Annotated in this window: 17 protein-coding genes; 16 read left to right on the top strand and 1 reads right to left on the bottom strand. The window is 36.6% G+C overall.

What is annotated here, in order from left to right; all coding sequences use genetic code 11:
• The first annotated feature begins 98 nt into the window (after positions 1-98).
• From pfkA to CQZ94_RS20305, 3 genes are all read left to right on the top strand, one after another.
• A complete protein-coding gene (gene pfkA, locus CQZ94_RS20315) occupies positions 99-1,058 on the top strand; it encodes a 6-phosphofructokinase (protein WP_002034288.1) in 960 nt (319 codons plus the stop codon).
• Positions 1,059-1,111: 53 nt separating this feature from the next.
• Positions 1,112-2,869 carry a pyruvate kinase gene (gene pyk, locus CQZ94_RS20310; protein ID WP_105586806.1) on the top strand — a complete coding sequence of 586 codons (1,758 nt, stop codon included), beginning with the start codon at positions 1,112-1,114 and terminating at the stop codon, positions 2,867-2,869.
• Positions 2,870-3,104: 235 nt separating this feature from the next.
• The gene (locus CQZ94_RS20305) at positions 3,105-3,494 is read left to right on the top strand and encodes an FxsA family protein (RefSeq protein WP_105586878.1); all 390 of its coding nucleotides are present in this window, start codon (positions 3,105-3,107) and stop codon (positions 3,492-3,494) included.
• 473 nt (positions 3,495-3,967) lie between these two features.
• On the opposite strand, the gene ytvI is transcribed toward CQZ94_RS20305, so the two are convergent.
• On the bottom strand, positions 3,968-5,086 hold the full coding sequence (ytvI, locus tag CQZ94_RS20300) for a sporulation integral membrane protein YtvI (RefSeq protein WP_002088938.1): 1,119 nt from the start codon (positions 5,084-5,086) through the stop codon (positions 3,968-3,970).
• 431 nt (positions 5,087-5,517) lie between these two features.
• Between ytvI and CQZ94_RS20295 the strand changes: the two genes are divergently transcribed.
• The 13 genes from CQZ94_RS20295 (at position 5,518) to CQZ94_RS20230 (ending at position 19,841) form a co-directional block, all read left to right on the top strand.
• The gene (locus CQZ94_RS20295) at positions 5,518-5,979 is read left to right on the top strand and encodes a DUF441 domain-containing protein (protein WP_002112200.1); all 462 of its coding nucleotides are present in this window, start codon (positions 5,518-5,520) and stop codon (positions 5,977-5,979) included.
• A gap of 385 nt (positions 5,980-6,364) precedes the next feature.
• Positions 6,365-7,513, top strand: coding sequence for a citrate synthase (citZ, locus tag CQZ94_RS20285; RefSeq protein ID WP_002112199.1), 1,149 nt, complete (start codon positions 6,365-6,367; stop codon positions 7,511-7,513).
• Between the two features lie 160 nt (positions 7,514-7,673).
• Positions 7,674-8,966, top strand: coding sequence for an NADP-dependent isocitrate dehydrogenase (gene icd, locus CQZ94_RS20280; RefSeq protein WP_142395881.1), 1,293 nt, complete (start codon positions 7,674-7,676; stop codon positions 8,964-8,966).
• A 19-nt stretch (positions 8,967-8,985) separates the two neighbouring features.
• The gene (gene mdh / locus CQZ94_RS20275) at positions 8,986-9,924 is read left to right on the top strand and encodes a malate dehydrogenase (protein WP_105586804.1); all 939 of its coding nucleotides are present in this window, start codon (positions 8,986-8,988) and stop codon (positions 9,922-9,924) included.
• Positions 9,925-10,140: 216 nt separating this feature from the next.
• Entirely contained in the window at positions 10,141-10,614 is a 474-nt protein-coding gene (locus CQZ94_RS20270; RefSeq protein WP_098778157.1) for a MaoC/PaaZ C-terminal domain-containing protein, read from the top strand.
• A gap of 95 nt (positions 10,615-10,709) precedes the next feature.
• Complete coding sequence (locus tag CQZ94_RS20265; RefSeq protein WP_105586803.1) at positions 10,710-10,946, top strand: hypothetical protein; 237 nt, start codon at positions 10,710-10,712, stop codon at positions 10,944-10,946.
• Between the two features lie 162 nt (positions 10,947-11,108).
• On the top strand, positions 11,109-11,828 hold the full coding sequence (gene phoP, locus CQZ94_RS20260; protein WP_105586802.1) for a two-component system response regulator PhoP: 720 nt from the start codon (positions 11,109-11,111) through the stop codon (positions 11,826-11,828).
• Positions 11,821-13,584, top strand: a complete 1,764-nt coding sequence (gene phoR / locus CQZ94_RS20255; RefSeq protein ID WP_105586801.1) for a sensory box histidine kinase PhoR — start codon at positions 11,821-11,823, stop codon at positions 13,582-13,584. Before phoP ends, phoR begins: the two co-directional genes overlap by 8 nt.
• Positions 13,585-13,867: 283 nt before the next feature.
• On the top strand, positions 13,868-16,501 hold the full coding sequence (gene polA / locus CQZ94_RS20250; RefSeq protein WP_105586800.1) for a DNA polymerase I: 2,634 nt from the start codon (positions 13,868-13,870) through the stop codon (positions 16,499-16,501).
• 12 nt (positions 16,502-16,513) lie between these two features.
• On the top strand, positions 16,514-17,344 hold the full coding sequence (mutM, locus tag CQZ94_RS20245) for a DNA-formamidopyrimidine glycosylase (protein WP_105586799.1): 831 nt from the start codon (positions 16,514-16,516) through the stop codon (positions 17,342-17,344).
• A gap of 72 nt (positions 17,345-17,416) precedes the next feature.
• Positions 17,417-18,049 carry a sporulation membrane protein YtaF gene (ytaF, locus tag CQZ94_RS20240; protein WP_078172713.1) on the top strand — a complete coding sequence of 211 codons (633 nt, stop codon included), beginning with the start codon at positions 17,417-17,419 and terminating at the stop codon, positions 18,047-18,049.
• Positions 18,050-18,100: 51 nt separating this feature from the next.
• Entirely contained in the window at positions 18,101-18,703 is a 603-nt protein-coding gene (coaE, locus tag CQZ94_RS20235) for a dephospho-CoA kinase (protein WP_105586798.1), read from the top strand.
• A gap of 109 nt (positions 18,704-18,812) precedes the next feature.
• Complete coding sequence (locus tag CQZ94_RS20230) at positions 18,813-19,841, top strand: glyceraldehyde-3-phosphate dehydrogenase (protein ID WP_016096022.1); 1,029 nt, start codon at positions 18,813-18,815, stop codon at positions 19,839-19,841.
• The last annotated feature ends 355 nt before the right edge of the window (positions 19,842-20,196 follow it).

The raw sequence follows: 20,196 nt of genomic DNA, 5'->3' as shown, positions 1-20,196 counted from the left end.
CGTTTTTATTATGAAAAGACACATCTTCTCCATTGTGTTTTTATATTTTTTCGTGTTATTTTATTATAAGGCAAATAATCTTTATGAGGTGAGTACAAATGAAACGTATTGGTGTATTAACAAGTGGTGGAGATTCACCTGGTATGAATGCTGCCATTCGTGCAGTTGTTCGTAAAGCGATTTTCCATGATATTGAAGTATATGGTATTTACCATGGATACGCTGGTTTAATTTCTGGTCATATTGAAAAATTAGAACTTGGTTCTGTTGGCGATATTATCCACCGTGGTGGTACAAAATTATATACAGCAAGATGTCCTGAGTTTAAAGACCCGGAAGTACGACTAAAAGGAATCGAGCAATTAAAGAAACATGGTATTGAAGGACTTGTTGTTATTGGTGGAGATGGTTCTTACCAAGGCGCAAAAAAATTAACTGAGCAAGGATTCCCATGTGTAGGTGTACCAGGTACAATTGACAATGATATCCCTGGAACAGACTTCACAATTGGTTTCGATACAGCTTTAAATACTGTTATTGATGCAATTGATAAAATCCGTGATACAGCTACATCTCATGAACGTACATATGTTATCGAAGTAATGGGACGTCACGCTGGAGATATCGCATTATGGGCTGGTTTAGCTGATGGTGCAGAAACTATCTTAATTCCAGAAGAAAAGTATGACATGGAAGATGTTATCGCTCGTCTGAAACGCGGTAGTGAACGTGGTAAAAAGCACAGTATTATCGTTGTAGCTGAAGGTGTTGGAAGTGCAATTGACATCGGTAAGCACATTGAAGAAGCAACAAGCTTTGATACTCGTGTAACTGTATTAGGTCACGTACAACGTGGTGGATCACCAAGTGCACAAGACCGTGTATTAGCTAGTCGTCTTGGCGCAAGAGCAGTTGAATTGTTAATTGCTGGTAATGGTGGACGTTGTGTTGGTATTCAAAATAATAAACTGGTTGATCATGACATTATCGAAGCGTTAGCTCAAAAGCATACAATCGATAAAGATATGTATCAATTATCTAAAGAATTATCTATCTAATCGGCTTAATGCCTTGTATTTGGGAACGGTTTCATAATTTTCGGAGGTGCAATATGCGTAAAACTAAAATTGTATGTACTATAGGTCCTGCTAGTGAAAGTATTGAGAAATTAGAGCAATTAATGGAAGCGGGTATGAACGTTGCTCGTTTAAATTTCTCTCATGGTAGCCATGAAGAGCATGGAGCTCGTATTAAAAATATTCGTGAAGCTTCAAAGAAAACTGGTAAAACAGTTGGTATTTTACTTGATACAAAAGGTCCAGAAATCCGTACACATGACTTCGTAGACGGACAAGCTGAGCTTGTAACAGGTGCAGAAGTAATTCTTTCTACTGAACAAGTATTAGGAACTGCAGAGAAGTTCTCTGTATCTTATGCTGGTCTTTATGATGATGTTGATCCGGGTTCTCGTATTCTAATCGATGACGGTCTTATCGAACTAGAAGTAATCGAGAAAGCTGACGGAAACATCCGTACAAAAGTATTAAACAGCGGAACTGTAAAAAATAAAAAAGGTGTTAACGTACCAAACGTAAGCATTAAGCTTCCTGGTATCACTGAAAAAGACGTACAAGATATCGTTTTCGGTATCGAGCAAAAAGTTGATTTCATCGCAGCATCTTTCGTACGTAAAGCATCTGACGTATTAGAAATTCGTGAATTATTAGAAGGGCATAACGCTCAATACATCCAAATCGTACCAAAAATCGAAAACCAAGAAGGTATCGACAACATCGATTCAATCTTAGAAGTTTCTGACGGTTTAATGGTTGCTCGTGGTGATATGGGTGTGGAAATTCCACCAGAAGAAGTACCGTTAGTACAAAAACGTCTAATCAAAAAATGTAACGTATTAGGCAAACCAGTTATTACTGCAACACAAATGTTAGATTCTATGCAACGTAACCCACGTCCAACTCGTGCGGAAGCAAGTGACGTAGCAAACGCAATCTTCGATGGAACAGATGCAATCATGCTTTCGGGTGAAACTGCTGCGGGTCAATACCCTGTAGAAGCTGTAACAATGATGGCTAACATTGCGGTACGTGTTGAAAAATCATTACAATATGAAGATATGTTCAAAAAACGTATTAAAGAGTTCACTCCAACAATTACAGATGCAATTAGCCAATCTGTTGCGCACACAGCACTTGCTCTTGATGTAGCTGCAATCGTAGCTCCAACAGAAAGTGGACATACTGCGAAAATGATCTCTAAATACCGTCCGAAATCTCCAATCGTAGCTGTAACATCTGACGAGCAAGTAGGACGTCGTCTTGCACTTGTTTGGGGTGTTCAAGCGTTTATGTCTGAGAAACGTGCAGCTTCTACTGACGAAATGTTAGATACAGCAATTCAAACAGGTATGGATGCGGGTCTAATCGGACTTGGAGATACTGTAGTAATCACTGCTGGTGTTCCAGTTGCTGAAACTGGTACAACAAACTTAATGAAAATCCACGTTGTTGGTGAAGAAGTTGCTAAAGGGCAAGGAATCGGTCGTAAAGCTGCAAAAGGTAAAGTAGTTGTAGCGAAAACAGCTGCTGAAGCTGTAGCGAACGTAAACAAAGGAGATATCCTTGTTACAACAAGCACTGATAAAGATATGATTCCTGCGATTGAAAAAGCTGCAGCTCTAGTTGTAGAAGAAGGCGGTCTAACAAGCCATGCAGCTGTTGTGGGTGTATCAATCGGTATTCCTGTTATCGTTGGTGTAAACGGCGTAACAACAACTTTAAAAAGTGGCCAAGAAGTAACAGTTGATGCAGCACGCGGAATTGTTTATAATGGACATGCGGAAGTGCTATAAGAAGTAATACGGAGAGAAGGATCGGAGTCCTTCTCTTTTTTTTACACAAAAAAGGATAGAAATAGCTTTAAATACCTGAAATAGCTTTGAAAAACGTTTATTATAATGTTTAGTGGAAGAAGGGTTATTCGTCCTTTGTAAAGCTTGTATGAGCGTTATGAGGGGCTTATAAGGGGTTTTGTAAGGGGATTTGGGTATTTAACCTTTTGAATGAAATATGAAGGAGTGTGGAGCTGTGAAGTGGTTGTTATTCTTACTTATTGTAATACCGGCGATTGAGATTACGGTATTAATAGGATCGAGTCATGTAATAGGTTTATGGTCTACGTTCGCTATGATTGTATTTACGGGTATTGTGGGTGTATATTTGGCGAAACGACAAGGGTTTAAAGTACTTAGAGAGATCCAATTTAGGTTAAATAGAGGAGAAATGCCGGGTGATACGGTTCTAGATGGTATTTTTATATTCGTAGGAGGTATTCTTTTAGTACTGCCTGGATATGTGACGGATATAATAGGTTTTATCTTTGTTGTTCCTGTAACGAGGGCTTTATTGAAGCCGGTTGTTATGAAGTGGATTGATTGGAAATTTAGAAAGAGAACTACTATTATTGTTCAGAAATAACGCGTAGATTATAGGATCTACGCGTTATTTTTTTTGTTTGCTATTTATAGTCAATTGTTAGCTTCTTGTTGGGGCTGGATTGTTGTTAGTTATTAAACGATAGGATACAGAGGGTTCTTGTGAATTAAAAGTGTTACATTAGGGTGATGTTCTTGCTTATAGTAAGATTCGAGTAGTGAGCAGAAGTTAGACAGGAGAAGAAAAATTACTGATTAAAGGGTTCATCTGCCTCGCTTTGTATATTTATTCATTTACATAAAAAGTAATAAATGTAAGCAATAATTATAGAGAAAATAGAATAAAAATGTATTTACGTCCTAAAATATGCGTTTTCATGCAAAAAAATAAGAGAATTATCCTTTTTTAGGAAATTCTCTTTTGAATGTAGGTAGTACAAAAAAGTACAGTGAATAATCAGTGGGGAATTCCCACTGATTACAGTTGATTTTTTGTTGTGTATGAATTAGAAAATATTATTTTGATGGTGAGCCCTTAATGAATTTCCATAAGTCGTGGAATACATGAGCTTTGTGTAATGTATTAAGTAGTACTAATATGACTGGACCGATGATTAATCCTAAAAAACCAAAGAGCTTAAAGCCGACAAATAGAGCGATGAGTGTCGCTAATGGATCGAGTCCAATATTAGATGAAAGTACTTTTGGCTCCATGATTTGTCTTTGGACAATCACGACGATGTATAGGATGAGAAGACCGATGGCGAATGCAGTATCGCCTGTGAAAAATACGTATATAACCCAAGGAACGAAGACGGCTCCAGTTCCTAAATACGGGAGTAAATCTACAACCCCTGTAATAATCGCGATAGTAATTGCGTATGGCACGCGTAATATTAAAAGGCCGATTAGTACAATAATAGTTGTCATAGATACGAGTGTAAGTTGCGCTTTAACAAAACCGAATAAAGCTTTTCTTAAATCGACAAAAATAGTTTTTCCGTATCCATGTACACGATTAGGTAGAAGTTTTCTTACTTTATGAGCAAGACGGTGCCAATCGTAACTAATGAAGAAGGTGGCTAATAAGACGAATACAAGAACAGTTAAAGTTGTAGGTAATGCACTAATGAAATTTGTTAATCCACTTATAATGGCGGTTAAAAGTTCTTTCATTTGTGTCGTTGCTTCGGTGCCTAAGTTTTGAATGTTTTGTGTAATAGTGTATCGCTGTGGTTCTCCGAGATGATTAAATTTAGAGATTAAATCATCATAGAGAGGCATAATATGATTAAGTGCAAATTGTTGGGCGAATGCAACGATATCTGGAAACTTCACTGTAACAATTTGTAGTAAGTATGTTGTGGCAGATATTGCTTCAGTTACAAGGTATGTAACGAGTCCGACGATAGCTCCGAATACGAGAATTAAGCTAACGAGTACCGCTAATGCGCGAGGGAATTGTAGTTTTTGATTAAGGAAATTGACGACAGGATTAATCAAATAAGCGAATGCAAAAGCGATAATAAAAGGATAGATAAGGCCTGACATGTACAGCAATGCATAGAACCCAACTACCGTTGCTACAATGACAAATATGAGTCGTAATATCATATATAGTAAGTTTCGGTTCAAAGATGTATACCTCCCATTCCAATTTGGATTATCCTAATTCGTTCAACTTATAACTAGTGAGATTCACTGATCAAAGTTTCACTTTATGTTATAGTGGAATGATGGATTTAGCCTGCTTTTACAGCGGATTAATGACTACAGAAGCTTGTTGGTGATGCTTCTACTATATGGTAAAAACTTCATTTTCTCTCCTTTTTATTTTACCTGTTTCTTATTATAAAAGAAAGGAGAGACATCCGCTTTTAAATGTATATGCATGCTTTATTTTTTTCTGGTTAAAGTCTTGTTTGTAATTTTGAAATGTATATAAAAATCAATTTGTTTCTTTATTATAATTGACAAATATGAATCGATATAGCATGTATAACGATAGGTTTAAAGGTATTTTTATTTGGAAACAACTTCATTATTTTCAGAAAGGAAGTGTAATCATGATTAGTCAGTCAACGTTATTTTTATTCATACTACTAATTATAGGACTAATTGCTAAAAACCAATCGCTTACTGTAGCTGTTGGAGTGTTATTTTTATTGAAGTTTACGTTTTTAGGCGATAAAGTCTTTCCTTATTTACAAACGAAAGGAATTAACCTCGGTGTGACGGTTATTACAATTGCGGTGCTCGTCCCAATTGCGACGGGAGAAATAGGGTTTAAACAACTCGGAGAAGCGGCGAAATCATACTATGCATGGATTGCTTTAGCTTCAGGAGTAGCGGTTGCTTTATTGGCGAAAGGTGGGGTTCAATTATTAACGACTGATCCTCATATTACAACTGCGCTTGTTTTTGGGACAATTATAGCTGTAGCTTTATTTAATGGAGTCGCTGTAGGTCCATTAATTGGGGCTGGAATTGCCTATGCAGTTATGAGTATTATACAAATGTTTAAATAAGGAATTTTATAGTAATATAAAATTTTTGAATTCTTTCTGTTCACAAAAGTCAGATAATTGTTTATAATAGGATTAGAAACTTTGAAAAGTTACATAACAGCAGAGACTTTACACCAGATAAAATAAAAACAACATAAAACAATTTTATAATGATATTGTTTTATGTTGTTTTTATCATAAACTCTTCGGAATTCATTTTCCTCACTAACTTGTTGTTTTGAGCGTGAGGATTCGGGGAGACATTCACGCTCATGCTTTCCATGTAAGTAATGGACAACAGAGGGGAACATCGCAACAAATTTGCATGAACGTGCATTTTGCTTGCCTAAAGAGTGAACGAGCGTTCATAATTTATAAGGGGAGCAAATAGATATAAGGAGCAAGATTGGGAGAATTTTCAGGAAAAGGAGAGAATGTCATGACTGTTATTCGAGGTTTAGAAGGGGTAGTAGCAACAACATCATCTGTGAGCTCTATTATTGATGATACATTAACTTATGTTGGGTATAATATTGATGATTTAGCTGAGAATGCTACGTTCGAAGAAGTAGTGTACTTATTATGGCATCGCAAGCTGCCTAACGAAAAAGAACTAGCGGAATTTAGTGAAACTGTATCTGAATACTATAAAGTACCGGGTGAGATTTTAACATATTTGAAACAAGTAGATTTAAAAATCGCGCACCCGATGTCGGTTTTACGAACTGCGATTTCCATGCTATCATTATATGATGAGAGCGCTGAAATAATGGATGGAAAGTCTAATTATTTGAAAGCGGTTAAATTACAGGCTCAAGTCGGAACTTTAATTGCGGCTTATGCAAGAATTCGCAAAGGTTTAGATGTTGTTGAGCCAAGAAAAGATCTATCATTAGCTGCAAACTTCTTGTACATGTTAAATGATCGTGAGCCAAATGAAGTTGAAATTGAGGCTTTTGATAAGGCACTTGTACTTCATGCAGATCATGAGTTAAACGCTTCTACATTTACTGCACGTGTTTGCGTAGCTACACTTTCAGATGTGTATTCTGGTATTACAGCAGCAATCGGTGCATTAAAAGGTCCTCTTCACGGCGGGGCAAATGAAAATGTAATGAAGATGTTAACTGAAATTGGCGAAGAAGAAAATGTAGAATCATATATTCATAATGCTCTTCAAAATAAAGTGAAAATTATGGGATTTGGTCATCGCGTATATGAGCATGGTGATCCACGCGCGAAACACTTACGCGAAATGTCTAAGAGATTATGCGTGCTTTTAGGAGAAGACAAATGGTATAATATGTCTATCAAAATTGAAGACATTGTAACAAAAGAAAAAGGTCTTCCACCAAATGTTGATTTCTATTCAGCTTCTGTATACCATTGTTTAGGAGTTGACCATGACTTATTTACACCTATCTTTGCGATTAGCCGTATGTCAGGCTGGTTAGCTCATATTCTAGAACAATATGAAAACAACCGTTTAATCCGTCCGCGTGCTGATTATGATGGACCTACGCATCAAGTGTATGTTCCGATTGCGCAACGATAAGTGAAAAACACTATTTTGATAGTGAAAATACGCTTTCAAAAGTCTGATTTTTTCGGAAAGATATAATGATTAGAATATTTTAATTTGACTAACGGTTTGAACTGAGGGATTACTCCCTCAGTTTCATACATATGAAATTTCAAACATGGGGGTTATCACATTGACGACAGGTGAAAAAATTACTGTAACTAATGGTGTTATGAATGTACCAAGCAATCCGATTATTCCATTTATCGAAGGAGATGGAATTGGTCCTGATATTTGGGCTGCAGCATCTCGCGTAATAGAAGCAGCAGTTGAGAAAGCTTATGATGGTGAGAAGAAAATTGTTTGGAAAGAAGTGCTTGCAGGGGAAAAAGCATTCAACCAAACAGGCGAGTGGTTACCAGAAGAGACATTAAATGAAATTCGTGAGTATTTAATCGCGATTAAAGGTCCACTTACGACTCCAGTTGGCGGTGGTATTCGTTCTCTAAACGTAGCACTTCGTCAAGAATTAGATTTATATGTATGTCTACGTCCAGTTCGTTACTTTGAAGGTGTTCCGTCACCTGTAAAACGTCCGGAAGATACTGATATGGTTATTTTCCGTGAAAATACAGAAGACATTTATGCTGGGATTGAATATGCACAAGGATCTCCAGAAGCAGAAAAAGTTCTTGCTTTCTTAAAAGAAGCAATGGGTGTTAATAAAATTCGCTTCCCAGAAACATCAGGAATTGGTATTAAGCCGATTTCAGAAGAAGGGACAAAGCGTCTTGTTCGTGCTGCAATTCAATATGCAATTAACGAAAAACGCTCTTCTGTTACACTAGTTCATAAAGGAAACATTATGAAGTTTACAGAAGGTGCTTTCAAAAACTGGGGTTACGAAGTAGCGGAACAAGAATTTGGCGACAAAGTATTTACTTGGGCTGAATATGACCGTATTGTTGAGAAAGATGGTAAAGATGCAGCGAACAAAGCGATGGCAGAAGCAGAAGTTGCTGGAAAAATCATCGTAAAAGATTCTATTGCAGACATCTTCTTACAACAAATTTTAACTCGTCCACGTGAGTTCGATGTTGTTGCAACAATGAACTTAAATGGAGACTACATCTCGGATGCACTTGCTGCACAAGTAGGTGGAATTGGTATTGCACCTGGTGCAAATATTAACTATGTGACTGGACATGCTATCTTTGAAGCTACACACGGTACAGCTCCAAAATATGCAGGTTTAGATAAAGTAAATCCATCTTCTGTTCTTCTTTCTGGAGTATTATTATTAGAGCACTTAGGATGGAACGAAGCTGCGAATTTAGTAACTGCTTCAGTTGAGAAAACAATTGAATCAAAAGTAGTAACTTATGATTTCGCACGCTTAATGGAAGGTGCAACAGAAGTGAAATGTTCTGAGTTTGCTAATGAACTTATTAAAAACATGGATGTAGCGATAATCAAAAACGCATAATTAAAGCGGGGGGTAAATTATGACAATCAAACGCAAGAAAGTTTCAGTCATCGGTGCAGGATTTACAGGAGCAACAACAGCATTCTTATTGGCACAAAAAGAACTTGCAGATGTTGTATTAGTGGACATTCCACAGCTGGAAAATCCAACAAAAGGGAAAGCGTTAGATATGTTAGAAGCGAGCCCAGTACAAGGTTTTGATGCTAACATTATTGGTACATCTGATTACGCAGATACTGCTGATTCTGACGTTGTCGTTATTACAGCAGGTATTGCGCGTAAGCCTGGTATGAGCCGTGATGACTTAGTAGCAACAAACTCTAAAATTATGAAAAGTATTACGCGCGACATTGCAAAACATTCACCAAATGCGATTATTGTTGTATTAACAAATCCAGTTGATGCAATGACGTATTCTGTATTTAAAGAAGCAGGATTCCCGAAAGAGCGTGTTATCGGTCAATCGGGCGTATTAGATACAGCTCGTTTCCGTACATTCATTTCACAAGAATTAAAGCTTTCTGTGAAAGACATTACAGGATTTGTTCTTGGTGGACATGGTGACGATATGGTACCTCTTGTACGCTATTCCTATGCAGGTGGCATTCCGCTAGAAACATTAATTCCAAAAGAGCGTTTAGAAGCAATCGTAGAACGTACACGTAAAGGTGGCGGTGAGATTGTAGGCTTATTAGGAAACGGTAGTGCATATTATGCGCCAGCAGCTTCTTTAGTTGAAATGACAGAAGCAATCTTGAAAGATCAACGTCGTGTATTACCTGCTATTGCATACCTTGAAGGTGAGTATGGTTATAGTGACCTTTACTTAGGGGTACCAGTAATTCTAGGTGGTAACGGAATTGAAAAAATTATTGAATTAGAACTTCTTGAAGATGAAAAAGAAGCGTTAGATCGCTCTGTAGAATCTGTACGTAACGTTATGAAAGTTCTTGTTTAATAATTAAATATAAGCGGAAAAAGATTCGGGGCCCCGAATCTTTTTCTACTATTTACTAAATTATTTTTTTGGAATAATATGGAAACGCTATCATTCGGTGTATCCTATAATGAAACTATAGACTTATACTATACATTGCCCTCGTCATAGTAATTTTCGGATAAGGTATCGCTTTTAGTAGGATAATAAGGTGAAAAAATCGGAGGGGGTTGTAACATGTTAAAGAAAAAAGTTCAAATTGGTCGTAGAATGGATGAAATTACAGTAGGAGAGAAATTATCTATCACTGAAAAAATTGAGGATAAAGATTTGTTATTGTATTTAGGGTTAACGAATGATGCCAATCCATTATATATTCAGCATGATTACGCATCCCAAACTCCGTATGAAAAGCCGATTGTCCCAAGCATTATGCTAACGGGGCTGATTACAACGGCGGTTACGAAATATTTACCAGGTCCAGGTAGTCATATTACTAGGAAGGACCTTACGTTCGTGAAACATGTTCACCATTATGAAACGTTACAAATCCACTTTGAAGTTGTGACTGTTTCAGAGGAGGAACATACAATTGATATGCTTGTATTTGCTCATGATGAAAAAGGAGAAACTGTTGTAAAAGGTTCATTAACAGTAACACCACCTTTTAAATCTGTTTCTATTATGGAAAAAGCATTAGATAATTTTTAAAAAATGAAAGTTAGAATGATATAAAAGTAGCGCTAGTCATATTCTTATTAAGGGTATGCTAGCGCTACTTTTTGTTTGGAAAGGGTGATATAACTGTGAAATGGGAAAGGGAAGACATTATTTTTGAAACGATAAGAGAAGCTGAAGTATGGGCCGATTCAATCGCGAATGAAATGTACGGGAAAGTATTTGATGGATATGAAACACCAGATTATAAAATAGCGTATGCTCTTTCGTTTTTCCTAGCGCAAAATCGAGATTTTATAGTTCATACGGAAGTGAGCTTTAAAAAAGAGAGAGCAATCTATAAAGTTTGGAAAAATCCTGTGTAGCAGAAGGTGAGTCATAATTGCTTCTATTTTCTCAATGTTACATAAACGAGCTCCATGAATAGACAATTATATTGAGGGTGAACCTGTTTTCTAGTATGATGAGAATAACGGGGAAAATGCTAGGATGAAGAAGGTTTCAAGTCTATAACTTGGAGGAAAAGAATGAACAATCGTATTTTAGTAGTTGATGATGAGGAATTTATCTTAACTTTAATTGAATTTAATTTACAACAAGCTGGGTTTGAAGTTATTACAGCAATGGATGGAGAAATGGCGCTTCAAAAAGCGACTACAGAACGCCCAGATTTAATTATATTAGATTTAATGCTTCCAAAAATGGATGGTATGGAAGTTTGTAAAGAATTACGATTGCAGCGTGTTATGACGCCGATTTTAATGCTAACAGCAAAAGATGATGAATTTGATAAGGTGCTAGGTCTTGAGCTTGGGGCTGACGATTATATGACGAAGCCGTTTAGCCCAAGGGAAGTTGTTGCTCGTGTGAAGGCGATTTTGCGCCGTACGAAATTACAGCAGGAAGAACAAGTTTCGGAAGCACCAGATGAAGAGAGCATCAAAATTGCAGAGCTTAAAATTTTACCGGAGTTTTATGAAGCGTACTTCCAAGGAAGGAAACTGGAATTAACACCGAAAGAATTTGAGTTACTTGTTTATCTTGCGAAAAATAAAAGTCGTGTATTAACTCGTGACCAATTATTAAGTGCTGTATGGAATTATGATTTTGCCGGTGATACAAGAATTGTTGATGTCCATATTAGCCATTTGCGCGATAAAATTGAACAAAATACGAAAAAACCGACGTACATTAAAACGATACGTGGTTTAGGTTATAAATTAGAGGAGCCAAAAGGGGATGAATAAATTTCGTTCCAGGCTTCTTTTTACATTTGTTTCTCTTATCGTTTTTATTTTAGTTGGACTAGGTGTATTATTAGAAACTGTATTTGAAAAATACTATATAGATCATGCTAAAGAGAGAATGGTAAAAGAGACACAGTATGTTGCGGTATTAGCAGAAGAGCAAGGGTTTGATGCTGTTTTAAAAAAGCCTTATGTATTTGAAAAGTTAGAAGAAAAAATACCAGCTTCTATTATATTTGTTGATGAAAAAAAGAAAGTTCAATATAGCGGAGGACAACCATCTGCATTTAGTCAAGAGATGATTAAAGAACTTTCTTCCGAAACAGAAAAGAAAGAAAATAAAGTCATTACGAAAGAAACAGATCAAAAGAATGAATTTTATCATGCTGTGTTCGTCCAGGATGTAGAAGGGAAACAAGGATACATTTTGGTGAAAAGTACAATTGATACTTTGAGGGACGTTCACCAAAAAACGTGGGGATTATTAATTATCGGATTTGTCATTGCTTGTCTTGTAGTTGTATTCCTAGGTGTCAAAATTACAGGACAATATATTAGGCCGATTGAATCAGTTACGAAAGTTGCGATTGAATTAGCGAAGGGTAATTATAAAGCGCGTGCATATGAAAGTCATTCGGATGAAACAGGAATGCTGAGTAAAGCAATTAATATTTTAGCTCGTAATTTACAAGAGATGACACTCGAACAAGAAATGCAACAAGATCGTTTGCACACATTAATTGAAAATATGGGAAGCGGAATGATTTTAATTGATAGCCGTGGTTATATAAACCTTGTAAACCGTTCTTATAAGGAGACTTTCCACGTAACGGATGAAGAATATTTAGACCGTTTATATTATGAATCATTTCACCATACGGAAATTATTGAGCTTGTGGAAGAAATTTTTATGACAGAAGTGAAAGTGCGTAAACAAATGTTATTGCCACTTAGTATTGAGCGAAAGCATTTCGAAGTATATGGAGCGCCAATTATTGGGACGAACCATGAGTGGAAAGGGATTGTTCTCGTATTCCATGACATTACTGAGCTGAAGAAATTAGAACAAATAAGAAAAGACTTTTTAGCGAATGTTTCTCATGAATTGAAGACACCGATTACTTCTATTAAAGGTTTTTCAGAAACACTCTTGGACGGAGCGATGGATAATAAAAAATTCTGCGAACATTTCTTGCATATCATTTTAAAAGAAAGTGAGCGTATGCAAGGATTAATTGAAGATTTATTAGATTTGTCAAAAATCGAGCAGCAAGGGTTTAGATTAAATATGGGTACGGTTGATATGAAGGGGATTCTTGAAGACATTCACATGGTGCTTGATAATAAAGCGGGTGAAAAAGAAATCTCTTTACAAGTGAATGTATTGAAACGAGTTTCCGTTATTGGAGATCCGAGCCGCTTAAAACAAATCTTTATTAATTTAATTAATAATGCAATCGTATATACGCCGGCTGGAGGCGTTGTTTCAGTTGAATTATTAGAGGATAAATATAATGCGTATATAAAGGTGTCGGACACTGGAATTGGTATTAGTAAAGAAGAAATCCCTCGTATATTTGAACGTTTTTATCGAGTTGATAAAGCGAGAAGTAGAAATACGGGTGGAACGGGTCTTGGTTTATCAATTGTAAAGCATTTAGTTGAGGCACATCAAGGTACGATTACGGTGGATAGTGAGGTTGGAGAAGGAACAACATTTACAGTTGTTTTACCAAAATCAGCTACTGAAAAATAGGATGAAGGATATTTACAATATATTAACATTGGCTTAATTAAATATTAATAAAGCTCTGTTAATATAATACATGAAAACCCCTTCATCCAAGGAGTAATTTTGGACGAGAGTAGTTATGCTATTCTCGTCACTTCCCTTTATGCCAATGTAAGTCTGTTTATATATGATAGAAAAAAACCGTTATTTTTCTTCTCTCTATTAGTCATGTTAATATAGAGAGAGGATAGGAACGGTTTTTTTTCTGTGGAAAAATCGTTTCAAATTTGTATGGGAGGTTTGTAGTTTGGAAAAAAAAGTCGTATTAGTAGATGGTAATAATATCGCGTATCGTGCTTTCTTTGCACTACCGCTTTTAAATAACGACAAAGGTATACATACGAACGCAATTTATGGTTTTACGATGATGTTAATGAGAATATTAGAGGAAGAAAAACCGACGCATATGCTTGTGGCGTTTGATGCGGGGAAAACAACATTCCGTCATAAAACGTATAGTGATTATAAGGGAGGGCGTCAAAAGACTCCACCTGAGTTATCAGAGCAATTCCCGTTTATTCGTGAGATGCTTGATGCATTCAATGTACCGCGTTATGAGCTGGAAAATTATGAAGCGGATGACATTATGGGGACGTTAGCGAAAGAAGCGAGTGAGCAAGGGTTTCATGTTAAAGTTATTTCAGGAGATAAAGATTTACTGCAACTTGTTTCAGATAATACACTCGTATGTATTCCTCGCAAAGGGATTACGGAAGTAGATGAATATACGAAAGAAGCTTTATTTGAGAAATATAGCTTATCACCAAAGCAAATTATCGATATGAAAGGTTTAATGGGAGACCAATCGGATAACATTCCAGGTGTACCAGGTGTTGGTGAGAAGACAGCCATTAAATTATTAACGCAATTTGAAACGGTAGAAGCAGTATATGAAAACTTAGATCAAGTGAGTGGAAAGAAATTAAAAGAAAAGTTAGAAGCGAATAAAGAACAAGCTCTTATGAGTAAAGAACTTGCGACTATTATTACAGACGCACCGATTACTGTGCATGTAGATGATATGGCATATAAAGGGTATGAACCAAGCGATTTGATTCCAATGTTCGAGAATTTAGGATTTACATCCCTTTTAAATAAATTAGGTGTTACGCCGGAGGAAACGGATCCAGCTGAATTAGATGATATTACATTTGATATTGTAGAAGAAGTTATAGAAGAAATGCTTCAGCAAGATAGTGCGCTTATTGTTGAAGTGCAAGAAGATAACTATCATAAAGCCGATATTCAAGGTTTTGGTATTCAAAATGAAAATGGTTGTTACTTCATTCCGGCCGATGTTGCTCTTAAATCAGATGCTTTTAAAGAGTGGCTTGCAAATGAAGAAATGAGAAAACATACATTTGATGCGAAGCGTGCTATCGTTGCTCTCAAGTGGAAAGGTGTAGATATTCAAGGGATTGACTTTGATTTATTAATTGCTGCTTATTTACTTGATCCAGCCGATACAGATAAAGATTTCCGTACTGTAGCAAAGATGAAAGAAACACATGCGGTAAAATCTGACGAAGAAGTTTACGGGAAAGGTGCGAAGCGTGCTGTTCCTGAGCAAGAGGTAGTAGCGGAGCATGTCGCTCGTAAAGTACATGTATTATTCGATGTGAAGCAAACATTCGTAGAAGAGTTAGAAAAGAATGAGCAATATGAACTGTTTACGGATTTAGAATTACCTCTTGCTCGTGTATTAGCTGACATGGAAGTGAAAGGTGTTACAGTTGATACGGAGCGTCTTCGTAATATGGGAGAAGAGCTTGCGGGTAGATTAAAGGAAATGGAACAAGAGATTTATGAACTTGCAGGAACGGAATTTAATATTAATTCACCGAAGCAGCTTGGGGTTATTCTGTTTGAAAACTTAAATTTACCTGTTATTAAAAAGACGAAAACAGGTTATTCTACGTCTGCTGATGTACTAGATAAGCTTATGGATCATCATGCAATCATTCCGAAGATTTTACACTACCGTCAATTAGGGAAACTAAACTCTACATATATTGAAGGGTTATTAAAAGTTGTACATGACGATTCGTCTAAAATTCACACTCGCTTTAACCAAGTGTTAACACAAACGGGACGACTAAGTTCAACGGAACCAAACTTGCAAAATATCCCGATTCGCTTAGAAGAGGGAAGGAAGATTCGTCAGGCGTTTATTCCTTCAGAAGAAGGATGGATTATGTACGCAGCCGATTATTCACAAATTGAACTTCGTGTGCTTGCTCACATTGCAAAAGATAAAGGTTTAGTTGAAGCGTTCCAACATGACATGGATATTCATACGAAAACAGCTATGGATGTATTCGGTGTTGGAAAAGATGAAGTGACATCTAATATGAGACGACAAGCAAAAGCTGTAAACTTCGGCATTGTATACGGTATTAGTGATTACGGCCTTTCACAAAACTTAGGAATCACGAGAAAAGCGGCAGGGGAATTTATTGAAAGGTATTTAGAAAGCTTCCCTGGAGTACAAGAATATATGGCTGACATTGTAAAAGATGCGAAGCAAAAAGGATATGTTTCAACGTTATTAAATCGCCGTCGTTACATTCCAGAAATTACGAGCCGTAACTTTAATTTACGTAGCTTTGCAGAGCGTACAGCAATGAATACACCAATTCAAGGTAGTGCGGCGGATATTATTAAAAAGGCTATGATTATTATGGCGGATCGCTTAGAAGAAGAAGGTCTACAAGCTCGCTTACTTCTGCAAGTACACGATGAATTGATCTTTGAAGCGCCAAAAGAAGAAGTGGAAAAACTAGAAAAGCTTGTACCTGAAGTAATGGAGCATGCAATTGAACTAGCAGTTCCGTTAAAAGTTGATTATTCTTACGGTCCAACTTGGTACGACGCGAAATAAGGAAGTGATAAAATGCCGGAATTACCAGAGGTTGAAAATGTTAGACGGACACTTGAAAATCTTGTAACGGGAAAAGTGATTGAAGATGTAATTGTCACCTATCTAAAAATAGTGAAACGACCGGACGATGCAGAAATCTTTAAAGACATGCTAAGAGGCGAGATGATCGAGAATATAAAGCGAAGAGGTAAGTTTTTGCTTTTGTATGTAACGAACTATGTAATTGTTTCACATTTGCGTATGGAAGGTAAGTTTTTACTTCATCAAGAGGATGAGCCAATTGATAAACATACACACGTACGCTTCTTATTTACAGATGGAACTGAATTACATTATAAAGATGTGAGAAAGTTTGGTACGATGCATCTCTTTAAGAAAGGTGAAGAGTTTGCTCAAATGCCTCTTGCTGATTTAGGACCAGAGCCATTTGATGTTGAATTGACACCGCAGTATTTACAAGAAAGATTGCAAAAGACAAATCGCAAAATAAAAGTCGTATTATTAGATCAGCGTCTTTTAGTAGGCCTTGGAAATATATATGTAGATGAAGTATTATTCCGTTCGCAAATTCATCCAGAACGAGAAGCTGCATCTTTAACAGAAGAAGAAGTAGAAAGAATTTATGAGGCGATTGTTACAACGCTGGGCGAAGCTGTTAAGCGAGGCGGAAGTACAATTAGAACGTATATTAATTCGCAAGGACAAATTGGTTCGTACCAGGAACTTCTAAATGTATATGGGAAAAAAGGAGAACCATGTGTGACTTGCGGTACGCTATTAGAAAAAACAGTTGTTGGCGGAAGGGGAACACATTACTGCCCAATTTGCCAACCTAGAATATAGAAAAGGGATAACATCGGATAGGCATTTGTCATATACATAGAGCAGAGCTATGTATAAGGGAGGAGCTTACCGATGTACCTTTATTTATCTCTTATTTTATTAGCTTTTACATTAAGCTTAGATAGCTGTAGTGTAGGGCTAACATATGGGTTAAGGAGCGTAAGAATTCCACTAAGATCAATTATAATTATCGGGATTTGTTCAGCAGCTGTCATGCTCGTTTCCATGGGAATTGGACATATGATCGCGAAAATATTTTCGCCTGTTATCGCAACGCGTATCGGTGGGCTTGTTCTTATTGGGATAGGTATTTGGGTATTATATCAATTTTTTCGAAGTGATAAAAAAGAAGAACCAAAGCAAGAGGAGAAGGTTTGGAAACTAGAAATTGCTTCGCTAGGGTTAGTGATTCAAATTTTGCGGAAGCCGACTGTTGCGGATTTTGATAAATCAGGAACTATCTCTGCAGGAGAAGCACTACTTCTCGGTATCGCTCTTTCTGTAGATTCGTTTGGTGCTGGAATTGGTGCATCTTTATTAGGTTATGCACCTGCGATGATGGCGATATTAGTCGCGGTTATGAGTTCTTTATTTTTATTTATTGGAATGAAGCTCGGTACGATTTTATCAAATATGAAATGGTTACAAAAATTTACATTCCTGCCTGGGGTATTACTCATTATTATTGGAATTTGGAAAATGTAAGTATGGGCGTGGAACATTAGTTTCGCGCCTTTTATTATGAGGAGGATTATTATGACAGTAGTAATTGGATTAACAGGAGGCATTGCAAGCGGAAAAAGTACGGTATCAGAAATGTTTCGTGAAATGAGTATACCGGTTATTGATGCAGATATTATTGCGCGAGAAGTTGTAGAACGAGGAAAACCAGCATATAACAAAATTATAGAGGTGTTCGGAACGGAAGTGTTACAAAAAGATGGAGAGCTTGATCGACCAAAGCTTGGGAGTGTCGTTTTTTATAATGAAGAAAAACGATTGCAGTTAAACAAAATCGTTCACCCTGCAGTGCGTGAAGAAATGAATGCACAAAAGGAGATGTACATAAAAGAAGGTATGCAAGCGGTTGTGTTAGATATCCCTCTTTTGTTTGAAAGTAAATTAACAAATCTCGTTGATCGTGTTTTAGTTGTAGCGGTCACACCGAATACGCAATTGGAACGTTTAATGAAACGAAATAACTTTTCAGAAGAAGAAGCAACGGCGCGTATTCAATCTCAAATGTCACTAGAAGAAAAAGTAACGAGGGCGGATGAAGTAATTTATAATGATGGCACAATTGCTGAAACGAAAACACAATTAGCGGCTATTTTGAAAGAATGGAACATTATTGATTAAAAAATTGTGAAATTAATGAAAATGCTTAGTGACATATCTCCTTTTTGTGTTATACTATTATTGGGATTGGAGATAAATAGTATAACGCATTCAAGGGGGATAACATATTATGACTCGTGTGGCAATTAATGGATTTGGACGTATTGGGAGAATGGTGTTTCGTCAAGCAATAAAAGAAAGCGCATTCGAAATTGTAGCAATCAACGCAAGCTATCCATCCGAAACGTTAGCACATTTAATTAAATATGATACAGTACATGGTAAGTTTGACGGAACAGTGGAAGCATTTGAAGATCATTTATTAGTAGATGGGAAAATGATTCGCCTTTTAAACAACCGCGATCCAAAGGAATTGCCTTGGAAAGAATTAGGTGTTGAAGTTGTAATTGAAGCAACTGGTAAATTTAACTCGAAAGAAAAAGCAATTCTTCATGTTGAAGCTGGAGCGAAAAAAGTTATTTTAACAGCACCTGGTAAAAATGAAGATGTAACAATTGTAGTTGGTGTGAACGAAGACCAATTAGATATTACAAAACATACCGTTATTTCAAATGCATCTTGTACAACAAACTGTTTAGCGCCTGTTGTAAAGGTGTTAGATGAGCAGTTCGGAATTGAAAACGGTTTAATGACAACTGTTCACGCTTATACAAATGACCAAAAAAATATTGATAACCCACATAAAGATTTAAGAAGAGCGCGTGCTTGCGGACAGTCTATCATTCCGACAACGACGGGTGCCGCGAAAGCGCTTGCAAAAGTTCTTCCACACTTAAACGGAAAACTCCATGGTATGGCACTTCGTGTACCAACACCAAACGTGTCTCTTGTTGATTTAGTAGTAGACGTAAAACGTGATGTAACAGTTGAAGATATTAATGAAGCATTCAAAACTGTTGCAAACGGTGCGTTAAAAGGAATTGTAGAATTCAGCGAAGAGCCTTTAGTGTCTATCGACTTTAATACAAATACACACTCAGCTATTATTGATGGTTTATCTACAATGGTAATGGGTGAGCGTAAAGTGAAAGTACTTGCTTGGTATGATAACGAGTGGGGCTACTCTCGTCGTGTTGTAGATCTTGTAACGTTAGTTGTAGATGAATTAGCAAAACAAGAAAATGTACAACATATTTAAGTGAAATAGAGGGAGGGCAAGTGAATATTTGCCCTCTTTTTTTATTTTTTTCTGAAAAGAAAAAATTATAGGAGTATATTTTCAAATATTGGACAGACCAAAAAACGTTGTGATTACTGTATTTGTGAATCATTTATTTTTTTTAGGGAAAAGTAAAGAGGAAATTATGACAGAAAATCGAAAAAACTGTTGTTGCAAAATGAAAATAAACAAAGTATACTAACACTCGTAAACTTAAGAGCTGAGGTACGTAGTCACTACTTAAAGGGTTAGGACCTCTCTGGACTAACTTTCCCCCGTGGTAGTGGAGCAAGCCAAATTGCAAATTAGTTTTCAATTCGAACAGTTAGAATAA

Origin of the sequence: Bacillus sp. MYb209 (assembly GCF_002975175.1) — a bacterium.
GTDB lineage: Bacteria > Bacillota > Bacilli > Bacillales > Bacillaceae_G > Bacillus_A.
This window is presented reverse-complemented; position numbering and strand designations above follow the sequence as displayed.